General features: G+C 37.8%; 13 protein-coding genes. 3 read left to right on the top strand and 10 right to left on the bottom strand.

The window, feature by feature from the left end:
* Positions 1 to 83: 83 nt before the first annotated feature.
* Positions 84 to 1,688, top strand: coding sequence for a two-component system sensor histidine kinase NtrB (locus tag ACIP9G_RS18640; protein ID WP_401021312.1), 1,605 nt, complete (start codon positions 84 to 86; stop codon positions 1,686 to 1,688).
* Positions 1,689 to 1,712: 24 nt separating this feature from the next.
* Here the strand turns inward: ACIP9G_RS18640 and ACIP9G_RS18635 are convergent, their stop codons facing one another.
* On the bottom strand, positions 1,713 to 3,101 hold the full coding sequence (locus ACIP9G_RS18635) for an aldehyde dehydrogenase (protein WP_401021311.1): 1,389 nt from the start codon (positions 3,099 to 3,101) through the stop codon (positions 1,713 to 1,715).
* A 219-nt stretch (positions 3,102 to 3,320) separates the two neighbouring features.
* On the opposite strand from ACIP9G_RS18635, the gene ACIP9G_RS18630 reads away from it, so the two are divergent.
* Entirely contained in the window at positions 3,321 to 3,485 is a 165-nt protein-coding gene (locus ACIP9G_RS18630; RefSeq protein WP_340826189.1) for a hypothetical protein, read from the top strand.
* Positions 3,486 to 3,531: 46 nt separating this feature from the next.
* On the opposite strand, the gene ssuE is transcribed toward ACIP9G_RS18630, so the two are convergent.
* From ssuE to ACIP9G_RS18600, 6 genes are all read right to left on the bottom strand, one after another.
* Entirely contained in the window at positions 3,532 to 4,065 is a 534-nt protein-coding gene (gene ssuE, locus ACIP9G_RS18625; RefSeq protein ID WP_401021308.1) for an NADPH-dependent FMN reductase, read from the bottom strand.
* A gap of 358 nt (positions 4,066 to 4,423) precedes the next feature.
* Positions 4,424 to 5,761: a dihydrolipoyl dehydrogenase gene (lpdA, locus tag ACIP9G_RS18620; RefSeq protein ID WP_401021305.1), complete on the bottom strand. Its 1,338-nt coding sequence runs from the start codon at positions 5,759 to 5,761 to the stop codon at positions 4,424 to 4,426.
* Between the two features lie 491 nt (positions 5,762 to 6,252).
* The gene (locus ACIP9G_RS18615; protein WP_401021303.1) at positions 6,253 to 7,449 is read right to left on the bottom strand and encodes a polysaccharide deacetylase family protein; all 1,197 of its coding nucleotides are present in this window, start codon (positions 7,447 to 7,449) and stop codon (positions 6,253 to 6,255) included.
* A gap of 225 nt (positions 7,450 to 7,674) precedes the next feature.
* Positions 7,675 to 9,741 (bottom strand): catalase, encoded by a 2,067-nt coding sequence (locus ACIP9G_RS18610; protein ID WP_401021301.1) that lies wholly within the window; start codon positions 9,739 to 9,741, stop codon positions 7,675 to 7,677.
* Positions 9,742 to 9,874: 133 nt separating this feature from the next.
* Entirely contained in the window at positions 9,875 to 10,930 is a 1,056-nt protein-coding gene (locus ACIP9G_RS18605) for an acyl-CoA dehydrogenase family protein (RefSeq protein WP_401021299.1), read from the bottom strand.
* 18 nt (positions 10,931 to 10,948) lie between these two features.
* A complete protein-coding gene (locus ACIP9G_RS18600; RefSeq protein WP_340826199.1) occupies positions 10,949 to 11,467 on the bottom strand; it encodes a DUF4242 domain-containing protein in 519 nt (172 codons plus the stop codon).
* A 126-nt stretch (positions 11,468 to 11,593) separates the two neighbouring features.
* Here ACIP9G_RS18600 and ACIP9G_RS18595 point away from each other — a divergent pair, with 126 nt between their 5' ends.
* A complete protein-coding gene (locus ACIP9G_RS18595) occupies positions 11,594 to 12,034 on the top strand; it encodes a winged helix-turn-helix transcriptional regulator (protein WP_401021296.1) in 441 nt (146 codons plus the stop codon).
* 29 nt (positions 12,035 to 12,063) lie between these two features.
* Here the strand turns inward: ACIP9G_RS18595 and ACIP9G_RS18590 are convergent, their stop codons facing one another.
* From ACIP9G_RS18590 to ACIP9G_RS18580, 3 genes are read right to left on the bottom strand one after another with little or no spacing between them, the layout of a single operon-like run.
* Positions 12,064 to 12,819, bottom strand: a complete 756-nt coding sequence (locus ACIP9G_RS18590; protein ID WP_401021293.1) for an ABC transporter permease — start codon at positions 12,817 to 12,819, stop codon at positions 12,064 to 12,066.
* Positions 12,820 to 12,833: 14 nt separating this feature from the next.
* Positions 12,834 to 13,787 (bottom strand): ABC transporter substrate-binding protein, encoded by a 954-nt coding sequence (locus tag ACIP9G_RS18585; protein WP_401021290.1) that lies wholly within the window; start codon positions 13,785 to 13,787, stop codon positions 12,834 to 12,836.
* Positions 13,788 to 13,802: 15 nt separating this feature from the next.
* Positions 13,803 to 14,573 (bottom strand): ABC transporter ATP-binding protein, encoded by a 771-nt coding sequence (locus ACIP9G_RS18580; protein WP_401021450.1) that lies wholly within the window; start codon positions 14,571 to 14,573, stop codon positions 13,803 to 13,805.
* Positions 14,574 to 14,736: the final 163 nt, after the last annotated feature.

Raw genomic sequence — 14,736 nt, 5'->3', positions numbered from 1 at the left:
CCTATCTTATCAAAAATCGGCATTTATCGACAACAATGAATCATGTATGATGGGAATATCGATTAAAAATTGAGGTGCTAAATATGCAACAATTGGAATTATTACGTATGCGCAATGAGATTATCTTGCTATTTTATGTGACAGCTATTTTTGCCTATGGAGTGCTCATTATGCTAGATCTCTATAGTAACCTCGAAGTACTGATCGGTGTGTTGTTAATAATATTTCTACCTCTACTAGCTGGAAAAATTTTTAAAATTAAACCAATTGCAATGCAATGGGTAATAATTATTTCAGGCAATATTGCCATTGTTTATCTTAATATTCTCAGCATTTCCTTAACTAGTTTTATTTGCTTTATTTTCTATATATTATTAATAACTATTTACCAATCGATAAAATTGAATACTTTAATTAGTATTGTTTCTTTGCTGGAAATTATAGCTCTTTCTTATTTTCACCGCATTTCCAGTGAATTTATTGTCCATCCACGCTACTTCGAAACATTTATTTTTGTTGTACTGTTACTTACTATTGTAGGTTGGATTCAATCTCGCCATTTACAACATTTTTGGTATCGACTAAATGAGATGAACTTACAGAAAAAACAAGAGTTGCTTTCGCAAGAAGCCTATTTGCATTTGTTTTTCCAACATGCAAATGATTGTATTGCGGTTTTTAGTTTAGATAATCGCGTCATTGATGTAAATCCAGCTTTTGAGGAAGTATATGGTTGGACAAGTGCAGAAATTGTTGGCAAGAGCATCCCTCTTGTCCCTCCAGAAAATGTTTTGGAAGCTGAACAGCGCTATGCAAGTTTATTAGAAGGAAAAAGCTTTAAACTGTTAGAAACACAAGATATGCGTAAAGATGGTACTGTTTTCGATGTCGAAATTTCACTCTCACCTATCTATGATCGCACAAACAAAATGATAGCTATTTCTGCTATTTCACGCGATATTTCTTATAAAAAGGAAAATGAACTACTTTTACTACAATCAGAAAAGCTAAAAATGGCAGGCGAAATAGCAGCTGGGGTAGCACATGAAATCCGTAATCCTATGGCCGTTATATCCGGTTTTGTTCAAATGATGAGTACGGAAAAAGATTCAACCTGCTATGCATATACCGAAATAATTCAATCTGAAATCGAACGAATTAACTTAATTATTGGTGAATTTTTAGTGCTGTCCAAGCCTCATGTTGAACAATTAAAAGTCGTATCGATTGACGACGTGATTAACAGTATTAGTCAACTATTTCATCTCGAATTTCAAAAACATAACATTACCTTTTCACTACATATCGTCAGCGAAGATAACCAAATTTTAGCTAATGAAAATCAGTTAAAACAGGTATTCATTAATATTATTAAAAATGCCATTGAAGCAATTGAAGCACGTACAACTGAAGGAGAAATTATTATTTTCATTGCTAAAGATGCGGAAGGATTAATTATGGTGACAATTACAGATAATGGTGTAGGAATGTCCGAGGCACTAATTAAGCGTATTTTTGAACCTTTTTATACGACCAAGTCAACAGGAACAGGCCTTGGTATGCTTATAACAAACAAGATTATTCAGGAACATGGCGGCACAATTGCTATTGAAAGCAAGTTAAACTGTGGTTCAACTATAAAAATAAAACTACCGCCAGCAGAAAACAATGAGGTTGGAGGTGTCTAAACGTACAAGACACCTCCCTCAGCATTACTTCATAATAGTACGAATAAGTTTAACCTTTTGTTTATATGGCGGGAAAAGAATATTTGTTTCGAGCTTTGAAGATTTTTTTAATATCGATTTTGGATGTGTAAAATTATCAAAGCTTGCCTTTCCATGATAGGCATTAATCCCTGAAGGACCAACCCCACCGAATGGCAAATGCTGATTACCTACATGTGTTACCGTATCATTTATACATCCACCACCAAATGGTAGCTCCTCTAAAAAGTATTGAATGGCTTTTTCATGTTCAGAGAAAAAATAAGCAGCTAAAGGTTTAGGCAATTGACGAATTTGATGTATGGCAAGTCGTAAATCATCATATACCATTACTGGTAAAATCGGTCCAAATAGCTCATCTTGCATTGAAGGACTTGACCACTTCACATATTCAATTATGGTAGGCTCAATATATAAATCATCACGATCTGTTCGCCCTCCATATGTAATTGTGTCCCGCTCCTCCACTAAAATTTTTTGCAGACGATCAAACTGTCTTACATTTACAATACGACCGTAATCCGGGCTTTTTATCGCATTTTTCCCGTAGAAAGAACGGACAGTGTCCTTTAACAATTTCATAAATCGATCATAAACGTCTTTATGGACAAGTAAATAGTCTGGAGCTACACACGTTTGACCAGTATTTGTGAATTTTCCCCAAGCGATTCGTTTTGCAGCAACTTCTAAATTAGCCGTTTGGTCGACTATTGCTGGGCTTTTACCACCAAGTTCGAGTGCTATCGGAGTTAACCGTTCAGCTGCCGCTTTCGCCACTATTTTACCGACCGCTACACTTCCTGTAAAAAATATATAATCAAACGAAGCATGAATAAGTGCGGTTACTTCTTCTTTTTCACCTTCTACAACACGTATATAGGAAGGATCGAATGTCTCTTCAATAATTTTTTTCACAATATTTGCTGTATGCACAGAAGTTTCAGATGGCTTTACAATCGCTGTATTCCCACCAATAATTGCACCAATTAAAGGCTCCATCACAAGCTGAAATGGGTAATTAAATGGCCCTATAATTAACGTCACACCATACGGCTCTCGAACAATAAAGCTTTTCCCCATTTGAAGGTGAATTGGCGTTTTAGCCGTTTCAGGCTTCACCCATTCCTCTAAATTTTTCACCATATAAGAAATACTATCAAGGACAATGCCAATTTCTGTTGCATATGCTTCGAACTCACTTTTTCTTAAGTCTAAAAACAATGCCTTTATAATATCCTTTTCATACTTTAAAATACTTTTCTTTAAGTTCAATAATTGATTTTTTCGAAACTTTACATCTTTTGTAGCGCGAGAAAAATAAAATTGTCGCTGCTCTGTAATCATATTTTCAACATCTTGTGGCGTAAAATTCATAAATAAACACCCCTTTTTTAAAATTGCGATACATAGTTTTGTCTTTTTTGAAACAAACTATCTTTGTCTATACGATACAACATTGAAGGATAAAAATCCTCCTTCTGAAATAGGGGATGATGTAAAAAAACAGAAATAGTAACTAATGATGCCATGTTTTTTTTTGAGAAACTAGGGAAATATACAATTACATATCGAATCGAAACGGGGGCGTAGAGAATGACAACGACAACAGGAACTTGGTGGGAATCCATTTTTTCAGGAGCATTATCGCACGGGATATGTGAAGAAAAATTATCGTTATTGCAAGATGAGGCTTTTTTATATCTTTCTACAATGCAGTCGGAGAAAGACACTTTATTGGAGGAACCTGAAGTAAATTAATAAAAAGCGCATCATAGGTGGCTATTTCCTATGATGCGCTTTTATGTTAGTTCACAGCTACAGTGTGCTGTATTTTTTTAAGTTCCACCTCTAGACGATTAATAGCTTCCTCCTCAATAGCAAAGCTGCCGTCCTCTAAACGTATAATTTGCTTGTCGATAATATAAACGGAATGGGCAATATCTGTTGCCCCTAATACAGCCAATACTGGTTTTAGAGCATATTCTAACGCAAGTAAATGCCCAATAGAGCCACCCACTGCTATAGGTAAAATCTTTTTACCTGCTAACGCTTTTTGTGGCAATAAATCTAAGTAGGTTTTTAATATTCCTGAGTAAGATGCTTTATATATAGGTGTTAAAATGACAACAATATCTGCTTCCTCCACCTTTTGATTTTCTGCTTTAATGTCTTCACTTGCAAAGTTTGCAGTTATTAACGCAGCAGCTGGCAGTTCATGTACGTGAATTGTGTGTATTGTTGTACTTTGAGCTGAGAAAAAACACTCGACCTTCTCCTGAATCGCCGTCACACGCGAATACCTCGTATTACTGCCATTAATAATCACTACTTTTGTCATCTCGCTCACTCCCTTTATTTTATTAAATAATTTACTACCCCATCTCGAAGTAGTAGGCATTCCCGATAAATTAAGAAATATTTATTTTGTCATCATTACCAAAGTGGTCATTTATTACTGGCGTTAATTTCTCCCGTTGACACAAAAAGAGGCTTCTATATTTACAGTCAACAACTAAGCCGTTGTGAATAATAGAAGCCTCTAGATGTCTAGTCAGCGTATATCGTCTAATACCAAGTAATCTTATAAACTTAATTTACCATAATATTAGATAAAGTCAATAAGCTTTAATGGAATTTATATTTGAATACAAAAAGGTTGCCACAACAATATGTGAACAACCTTCTCTCCATTTATTTTATTGATGAATCGCTTTACCGAATACCGCTTTTGCAGCATCTCCAATATGCTCTGATACTGTAGGGTGAGGAAAAATCATATTTGCTAATTCATTTGCAGTACCACCGGCATTTTTCGTCGCTAAAATAGCATTGAGTATTTCTGTAGCACCATCAGCAACAACACATGCCCCTAAAATATGCCCTTCCTCCTGCGTTACAACAAGCTTTACAAAACCTTCCACATTTCCTTCCATCAACGCCTTTGGATTTGTGTTAATTGGCATTTTTGTCACCGTATACGCTTGATGAACTTGATCCTCTAACAAACCAAACGTTGCAATTTCAGGATGGGTGTAAACACAACGCGGAATAAGTGCTTGGTCAACCAACGCTCGTTTAGCCCCCAAAATATAATCCACAACATAAATACCTTCCGCACTAGCAGCATGTGCTAACTGATAGCCTCCCACTAAGTCACCTATTGCGTAAATATGTGGATGACTCGTTTCATAATGCTTATTTACCGCTATTAAACGACCATCAAAATCAAGCTCTAGCTGTTGTGAAATTTCCGTATTTGGACGACGTCCCGTTGCAAATAATAAGTTTTCGTATGTATAGATTCCTTTAGATGTATGAATTTCATTGCCATTAAATTGCTCAAATTGAAAGTTTGTCACAAGTTCGATACCGATATTTCTCATTTTCTCCCGAATAATCGGTCGTGCATCTGGTTCTTCCGTTTGTAAAATATCTTCACTATGATTCAACATCGTAACTTTTGTTCCAAGTGGTGCTAAGCTAAATGCCATTTCTACGGCAATGACCCCTCCACCAATAATCGTTAGCTGTTGTGGAAGTTCTTTCATATCAAAAAATGTATCCGTTGTATAATATGATGAATTTTCTAGCCCTTTAAATGGCGGCACAAATGGCTTACTACCAGTTGCTAAAATAATATCTTTCGCTGCAAAAGTTTCTTGACCGACCGTTACCGTTAAATCGGCAGCTACCGACGCCTCTCCGCGGTAAAATGTAATATGATTGCTCGCAATGTACTGTTCAATATTTTCTAAAAGCTCTTGAACGATTGTATTTTTACGCTGCATTAAACGAGGGAAGTTTACATTAACGACTGGCGTTTCAATCCCCCAATCGTTGCCACGTTGTATTTCTTGCACTAATTTACTGTGCTCTAACAAAATTTTCGAAGGAATACAGCCAACATTATAGCAAGCTCCCCCCACTTTATCACGTTCTACCAAAGCTACTTTCATACCACTTTTAGCTGCATGAATTGCTGACACATATCCTCCTGGACCTGCGCCAATAATAGCGATATCAAATTGTTCCACGTCTATTCACCTCATTTACCACCTTAACATTTACAAAATTTCAATGCAATGACATATCCTCCTTAAGATACGACGCTGAAATTCACTTAATGAAAAAAGCCTCTCACATGAGAGACTTCTAGTAGTACTAGGTGGATATGTGCGTATAGCGAGATTTATTTGAAGCAAAGTAATTCCGCGGGATGAAGCGAGATTTCCGCGGAACATCACTATATTTCCGCGAAACGAAGCCGGATTTCCGCGGTACATCACTATATTCCCGCGAAACGAAGCCGGATTTCCGCGGTACATCACAATATTCCCGCGAAATGAAGCCGGATTTCCGCGGTACATCACTATATTCCCCCAAAACGAAGCCGGATTTCCGCGGTACATCACTATATTCCCCCAAAACGAAGCGGGATTTCCGCGGTACATCACTATATTCCCGCGAAACGAAGCCGGATTTCCGCGGTACATCACAATATTTCCGCGATGCATAGCGGTTTTTATTATTTATTGAAATTAATCCAGAAAACTTCTTTACTTCCGTCTTGTTTAATAATAATCGTTTTAACGGAATAGCCTCCTGCTTCGTAATTTGCAATATTTTCTTCTGTTGACATCACTCTTGCATTCGTACTTGCTGCCACTCGGTAACTGCCAAATTCACGTTGTAGCTGACGCTCTCCATTCACCATTTTATAAAGTTCAAACCGCGTCTCTTTAGCTTGCAGTGGTCCTTTATTCATATCACTTTTCAACCAAGCTTTTACTATCACTTTATTTGATGTAACTTGTGCTTCTACTTGAATATCCCGTTGTCGATATTGTTGCTCCGCATGTGTATTGTTTTTTTCTAAAATCTTTTTTAAATCATGGGCTGACACTCGACTGCTAGAATCAATTCGTTTAATATGAACGGTTCCTTGTCCAAATAAATTATAGCCACCCTGTGTAGAGTAATCGATCGTGTAACCCGCCTTTTTAATAGCTTGCTCGGCTACTCGATCATAAACACCGTATGGATACGCAAAGGATTTAGGCGCTATCCCTGTATATTTTTCAATTAATTGATGTGCTTTTGTAATATCCTCTTGAATGTATTGAAGTCGCTCCTCATTTGTAAGGGGCTCTCCATTTTTCTTCTGATTAAGTATCATTGCCTCGTGTTTTGACTTATCATTGCTCCCTCGCCAATGTAAATCATATGTATGGTTGCCGATATGCATAATACCAGAATCGGACATTTCCTTTATTTGTTGCCAGTTCAACATTGGTACATTTTTTCTAGCACCTGTCTCCACATCATTTACGATAACAAACAATGTCGCCTGCATGCCCATTTCTTTTAATATAGGGTAAGCAATTTTATATACACTTTCATAGCCATCATCTATCGTTAAAAATACAGATTTCTCAGGAATGCGACCGTGCCCTTGTAAATATGCGATTAGCTGCTCTTCCGTAAGTGTTGAATAGCCATTGTCCTTAAGCATCTTCAACTGTTCCCGAAATAGCTTTTCAGTAATATTTATATTAGCTATTTCCTTATACTCACCAAATGAATGATAGTTAATGACCGTAACACCTTTGGCATTACTATATTCATAAAATTTTGTTGCCTTTGCTGCCATTGCCTGATCTGACATTGCGATAAAGAAGCAAACAAGTACAACAAATAATAGTATTTTCCTTATATATTTCATAATATTGGTCCCTTTCCCAAACTATAGTCCACATACAAGTATATACGAAATAATGACAGACTGAAAGAGACTGTTCGTATAGAACAGTCTCTTTATTAATAGAGGATTGGATACTCTCTATCGCCGATAAACTTACTCATATCGCCCAAAGGATACTCCCTAGCGCCGGTAAACCCACTTCTATCGCCGATAAACTCAACGATAGCGCCGATAGAAATGAAATCTTTAATAAATATTGCGCTGCCAAAAGCGTTGCTGGGCAATGGCATCTACAAATTTTTTGGCAAACCCAGCATTTCCAGTTGCTAAAATAATTCCTGGCCCTACGTTTGCATTCGACATATTAAAAAATGTTGTTCCTGTTGAAGCAATACCAATTGGTTTAAAATGTCTGTACGCCTCATTAATATAATTGACAATATAGGTGTTAAACTTTGCTTGATTGTCAGCTCGAACTCCGACAACATATAAGGAATCAAATAGCACCGCATCGGTCGTAATAAATGTATCACTCGCTGTTAACTGTACACCATTAGTGCCCTTCACAACACCGAGTCTGTCAGAAATGATGCTATATCGAACACCGTTCCTTGTTAAAAACTTCAGTACTTCTCCAACCTCATTGGCATCAAATCCATCACCTATTAATACCCCCACTTTAAGTGTCTGTGGCAATTTCACAGTATTTGCCTGACTTAGTGCAGGTGATGATATAGTAACGTTTGATTGCTCACCTGTAGGTCGATTAACGCCAATATTATCAGCAACTATTGTAGCCATCTCTTTATCAACACGGACAAACATATCAACGACTTGCTGGCGAACGTATTTACTTTTTACCTTTCCTACCTCGAAGCTAAAGGCGTCAATGATATGCTGCTTTTCAGGTGGCGACATACTATTCCAAAATAGGCGAGCTTGTGAGAAATGGTCATTAAAGGACTTACTTCGAGCCCTTGTAATACGTCCCTCAACCTTTTCTTCATAGTGCACAAATCCCCCTTCTTTTGCAGTTGATGTTGAAGGAGTATTGCCTGCAAGCGAATTTTTATGATAGCTAACCTTTCCCATATTAATCGTTTGTCGACTGAATCCATTTCGTTGGTTATTATGAATCGGGCAAACTGGCCTATTAATAGGAATCTCAGCAAAGTTTGGTCCGCCTAGACGAAGAAGTTGTGTATCGATATAAGAAAATAAGCGACCTTGTAGCAGCGGATCATTTGTAAAATCAATGCCCGGCACAACATTTCCAGGGTGAAAAGCGACTTGCTCGGTTTCAGCAAAAACATTATCCACATTGCGATTCAATGTCATTTTTCCGATTCTTTTGACAGGTACTAGCTCTTCTGGCCATAGTTTTGTTGCATCTAAAATATCAAAATCAAATCTAAATTCTTCCTCGGGCTCGATCATCTGGACACCAAGCTCATACTCTGGAAAATCCCCAATTTCAATTGATTCCCATAAATCTCGCCGTTGAAAATCGGAATCCTTGCCCCCAATAATTTGCGCTTCATCCCATACTAGAGAGTGAACACCTAACACTGGCTTCCAATGAAATTTCACGAATCTGGATCTACCTTTTTCATTTACAAAACGGAACGTATGCACACCGAAGCCTTCCATCATCCGAAAGCTTCTAGGAATCGTTCGATCAGACATATGCCACATAATCATATGTGCTATTTCCTGATTATTTGCAACAAAATCCCAAAACGTATCGTGTGCAGAAGCCGCTTGTGGCATATCATTATGAGGCTCAGGCTTTACAGCATGAATTAAATCCGGAAACTTAATAGCATCCTGAATAAAAAACACTGGGATATTGTTGCCGACTAAATCATAATTGCCCTCTTCAGTGTAAAATTTTGTTGCAAACCCACGTACATCACGAGCCGTATCCATTGAGCCTAAGCTCCCTACGACTGTAGAAAATCTAACAAATACAGGCGTCTTTTTCCCAGGCTCCTGTAAAAAATTTGCTCTCGTATACTCTTTCATCGACTCATATAGTTCAAACTCTCCGTGCGCGGCAAATCCTCTAGCATGTACAACTCGTTCAGGAATCCGCTCATGGTCAAAATGCGTCATTTTTTCCCGAAAATGAAAATCCTCCATAATGGTTGGTCCACGAACGCCAGCTTTCAATGAATCTTCATCATTGGAAACCTTCAGCCCCTGATTGGTCGTCATCTTTTTCCCATCATTATTAACGCGAAATGCCTCTAGTTGTTGATCCTTCGCATTCTCAGTCAAATCCTTGCCCTGATTTGATTTAGACTTATCCACGCGATCCCCTTTCCTTTTGTCCTAATTACGCTCTATATACACTGTATGTTTTTCTGAAATAAACATGAATGGATGAGTCCATTCATAAAAAAGAACCTTGACTCAATAACGCCAGTCAAGGTTTCTTCATTCTCTATCTCGCTTTCGATGTTGCCGTCATCTTCTCAAGCTGTCTAACTGTCGGTGTTAAATTAGCAAAGAAGTAGGCCTCGCGTAGCTTACGTGACGGTGTACTTCCTGCAATATAACCCGCTGAGCCATTATGGAGCATGTTGGCCTGCACTGCAGCCAATGTATTATAAACGACTTGTAAACGAAGCTGACAAATTGCTTGTAAATTTACTTCACCAGATTGAATTAGTGCTTGAAGTGTTTCTTGTAATGAGTGTAGATTTTCTGTTAGTTCATCCGCTTGAACTTGCAAATATTCATTACAACCATTTTGCTTAGCTTTAACTTTTTCTATCCCTTCAATGGCTGAGTCTACAACACCAAAACCTAGGGGGATTTGATACAGTACAAATATCGGGCGAATAGTATCTACAAATGTGCTTGCATCTTGTGCAATGATATAGTTATCAGCAACAAACACGTTGTCAAACTTACATGTATAGGTCGCACTGCCGTTGACACCTAAAAAGTGGATTTTTTCCTTTAGTGTAATGTTCTCATTGTCTGTATTAACGAATACCATCACTTCCTGCTCACCGTTATGGGCAATCGCCCCGAACCAGTGATTCGCTGCTAAGTTTGAAACAGCGGGTAACACTCCATTTACGACATAGCCACCGTCCACACGCTCAGCTGATAAATGAAGCTTCTCTAGTCCAGCATAAAACTTCATCGGATTTGATAAACCTGTCGCACCAAGTACTTCTCCACGTTCTAGTAATGGTAAAATATTTTCACGTAATTGCATATTATTCGTTTTACGTAAGTAAGTTAAAGCGGCAAGGTGGCACCATAGGCAAAATGCAGTTGTCATACAAACTTTCGCTGTCTCTTGTACAATCGTTAGCTCATCTAATAGCGTTGTTTGTTCATCTTTTTGTGTTGAAGCAAAAAAACCAGCCTTGCCGAGCTCCAATAAAAAATCCTCCGCGTAATAAGCTTCCTCATCAATCTTTTTTACGAACGGTTTTAATTTTTCTTCAATTAACGTTTGTAAAGCTACTGCATCTACTGCCATGGTTTCCACTCCTATCCTTTACTTATCAGCTAATTCAGTTAAAGACGTAATTGGTGTTTGCACTGCCTCACGAGCACGTTTTACAGCTGCTTCGTCTGGTGCGTCATAGAAGCACAGGCACTTTGTCATATCTTCACATACATATGTGCGAGAAAAATGTACTTCTGGTACTTCTTCATAGTGAACGGAGTTTTTCTTTTTACGTGCTAAATATTGATCCATTGTAATTTCTGCTGGAATTTCCCACTCTACTAAATAGTTCACAACTTCTTGATTTGTTTTAACTTCATCCAGCTCTTTCCCAACTAGGCGAACTTCTTTTACTAAATCTGTTTGAATGTTTTGAGCTGCTAGTGCAGTTGTTACTTGAGATTCTTCATTTGCCTCCACGATAAAGTACGCACGACTAAAATCCTTTGCGACTTGTACTTCGATAACAGTTACATCCTGCTCTTGTCCTACACGCTCTACTAATGCTGCAAATTGCTCTTTGTTCGTTACTTCACTAACTGTTGATTCTACCAAAAATAAACTCATAGTAAATACCTCCGAATAGTTTGTTTTTTTCTTTATGTGAGTTATTTTATTATACTTACTTAATAAAAACAACTGAATTTACTAAAAATTATGATTTGTGCTACACTACTGCATGGAGGGAACACTATGAAAACACGATATGACTTACCATGCAATATTGCACAAACATTGAACATTATCGGTGATCGTTGGACATTGCTCATCTTACATGAACTATTAATCGGTCAATCGAACTTTAATGACATTAAATTAAATTTGCCAGGTCTTTCAGCAAATTTATTGTCTGCACGTTTAAAATCTTTAGAAGAAGCAGGTTTAGTTGCTTCCACTCTTTACTCTGCACATCCACCGCGTTATGCCTATTCATTAACTGAATCAGGAAAGGCATTAGAATCTGTATTTAATGCAATGATTTTATGGGGCAGCGAATATTTGGACCCTTGCTATAAAGAAATTGTTGATGCGCATTCAGGTGACCGAGTAGAAATTGGTTACTATTCAAAAAACACCGGTGAGCGTAGCAATACGATTCAAATACGTGCCATTCAAAACGGAGCTAACCAATAATTTATTGGGCTAGCTCTTTTTTGCCCGCTCTAAGCTCCTTGTCCGCCCCAAATTTTCGCAACCCAGCCTTCAAAATAGCGAATGACCTTGTCGAGCAACAAACCGAGTACGCCAATAACAATAATGGCCGCCATAACTAAATCTAAACTAAGTGAATTTCTAGCATCGACTATTAAAAAGCCTAATCCTGATTGCGCCCCCACCATTTCTCCAGCAACTAAGAATATCCAGGCACTTCCTAATGCCATATGCAACCCGTTTGCAATCATAGGAAAAGCAGCTGGAAAAACAATTTTACGCAATAGGTTAAACTGCGACATTTCAAAATTGGCTGCGATTCGTAAATAAGTAGCATCAACTTTTTTCACTGCAGTCACTGTGGATAATAACACGGGGAAAAAGGCTGCAATAAATATTATGACAATGGCTGGCATATTGCCAATGCCAAACCATAGTACGATAAAAGGCGACCAGGCAATCGGTGATACAGGACGTAAAATTTGTACAATCGGATCTAGCACAGCCCAAACTTTCACCAATCTCCCGACAACTAATCCGACAATTACAGCGACAACAACCGCTAATAAATAACCGCTAAAAAAGCGAAACAAACTAATTTGTATATGCTCGAATATGGAGCCATCTTTGATAGTATCCAGTAATGCCGTAAAAACAGCTAATGGTGGAGGAAATAATGCTGCATCATGATCACCAATAATCGTTACTACTTGCCAAACGCCTATTAATAACACAAATCCAAGTAAAATTGGTCCTATTTTTTTCATACATATGCACCCTACTATTCTTCCAATAATGTCGTATCAACAAATTCCTCATATGATGGTGGGTTCTCTGACAAGCCCATCTCTATTAATGAATCTCTTAAAATGGCGTACGCATCCGCTTCAATTTTCAAGTTATGATACGAAATCCAATTTAACGATAAATCTAAAACATCCTTATCAACTTTAATATATTTGGCAACAACATCATGTGCATGGTCTCCCTCTGCATTCATGAGCTCACCAGCAGCGGCATAATCTTTGACGAATTGTTTTGCAATATTTTTATTTTTTTCGATAAAATCATGACGAAGGACTAGTCCACAGTCAATTGAATCCGGCCAAATTTCCTCTGATTGGAATAACACTTTACCCTTTTCAAGTGCTACAGAAATAGCACCGAAAGGTTCTGCTACTACATATCCTGCAATGCGATCTTCTGCAAGGGCAGCTGGCATTTCTGCTGGTGGTAGCTCTACGACATTTACGTCTTCATAATTTAAGCCCGCATTTTGTAACATCCGATTTAACAAAATATTGTGTGTAGAATATTTATTTGGAATCGCAAAGCTTTGCCCTTTCAAATCCTCCACATTTTCTATCGTAGGGGCTGCCACTAAAACATTGCCATCTCGATGTCCTAAAGCTACTGCCTTTAAGTCAATTCCTTGTTCTTTTGCCTTCATCGCTAATTGAATAAGCACTGATGCACCATCAATTTTTCCTGTATTTAAAGCATCCATTAGTTCGGGCCATGAACCAAATTTCACAAGCTCAATGGCATAACCTTCGTATTCTCTATCTGTTTGCATGTAAAGTGGTGCAGCATGCGTAATTGGTAAATACCCAATTTTCACTACCTTTTTATTGCCTTCTGTTTGGGATACTGCCTCTTTTTCATCCGTTCCACATGCCGCAAGTGTCAGCAATAGTATCAACGCTAGTAAAAATATGCCTACCTTCTTGTTCATCGTTTTCCCCCCATTTTAAATGTTGTATTCAATCGTATCTTGCGGATGCGCAAACTGAAATTCATTGAAAATAATCTCACGAAAATGCTGGAATTCCGAATCTGAACGATCGCGTGGTTTCGTACTACGAATATGTAATTCACGATGGACGCGTCCGGGATTTGGACTCATAATAAAAATGCGGTCAGCTAAATAAATAGCCTCGTCTATATCATGGGTCACCAATAAAATAGTTGTTTGCTCCTTTTTTTGAATAGCAAGTAGCTCGTCCTGTAAGTAATAACGTGTAAAGGTATCAAGTGCTGCAAATGGTTCGTCCATTAAAATTACCTCTGGACGAATCGCTAATGCGCGTGCAATGGCAACACGCTGTTGCATACCGCCCGATAATTCACTAGGTAATGCGCTTAATCGATTTTCTAAGCCAACAAGCTTCAAATAATAATGCGCACGTTGCTGTCGTTCACTCTTCGTTAAAGTCTCTCCCTCTAATGCGAGCTCTACATTTTTTTGCACAGAACGCCAAGGAAGTAATCCATAATTTTGCATGAGCATAATACAACGTTTACTTGCTCTAGAAACAACTTGGTTTTCTAACAATACTTGTCCACTAGATGGCTGCTCAAAACCCCCAACTAAATTTAACAATGTACTTTTGCCACAACCACTCTTTCCTAATATGGCAATAATCTCTCCCTTTTGAATATCCAACGAAATTTCATGAAGTACTGTCTGCTCAGCAAATGTTTTACTAACTTGTTGTATAGAAATTAACGGTGCTGTCATCATGCAATTGTCACCTCACACTTTAATCTTATAATTTTACTAGGTTTAATATGTTTTAAGTTATTTTATTATACTCAGTTTAAAATTTCAACCTAATTTTAAGAAATATATTTGTATTCCGACAATTCGCATAAAAAAACAGGTTTTCTATTTTTAAATAAAA

The sequence above is a fragment of the Lysinibacillus sp. NPDC093197 genome (genome assembly GCF_044754025.1).
In the GTDB taxonomy this organism is placed as follows: domain Bacteria; phylum Bacillota; class Bacilli; order Bacillales_A; family Planococcaceae; genus Lysinibacillus.
This window is presented reverse-complemented; position numbering and strand designations above follow the sequence as displayed.